The organism is Tsukamurella pseudospumae, from assembly GCF_001575205.1.
In the GTDB taxonomy this organism is placed as follows: Bacteria; Actinomycetota; Actinomycetes; order Mycobacteriales; family Mycobacteriaceae; genus Tsukamurella; species Tsukamurella pseudospumae.
The window spans coordinates 1-395 of sequence record NZ_LSRE01000065.1 but is presented as its reverse complement, the minus strand read 5'-3'; the positions used below and the strand labels follow the sequence as shown (position 1 = coordinate 395).

Annotated in this window: 1 rRNA gene; it reads left to right on the top strand. The window is 56.5% G+C overall.

Going from position 1 to position 395, the window contains the following annotated elements:
• Nucleotides 1-395: ribosomal RNA gene (locus AXK61_RS24185) — 23S ribosomal RNA — on the top strand; the annotation flags it as partial.

Genomic DNA, 395 nt, shown 5'->3' with positions numbered 1-395 from the left:
CGTGCAGCCGTAGAAGCAGCAGGGTGACCTAGTTGTGGAGGCTGTGCGAGTGAGAATGCAGGCATGAGTAGCGAATGACACGTGAGAAACGTGTCCTCCGGATGACCAAGGGTTCCTGGGCTAGGTTAATCCTCCCAGGGTGAGTCGGGACCTAAGGCGAGGCCGACAGGCGTAGTCGATGGACAACGGGTTGATATTCCCGTACCCGTGTCAGATCGCCCCTGATGAATCAGTTGTACTAACCGTCCTGAAGCTTACGGATCACCTTCGGGTGACAGTTGAGTGGATGCACGGGACCTCGGCTGGTAGTAGTCAAGCGATGGGGTGACGCAGGAAGGTAGTGGGGCCAGTCAGTGGTTGTACTGGTGTAAGCCTGTAGGGCGAGATCTAGGAAA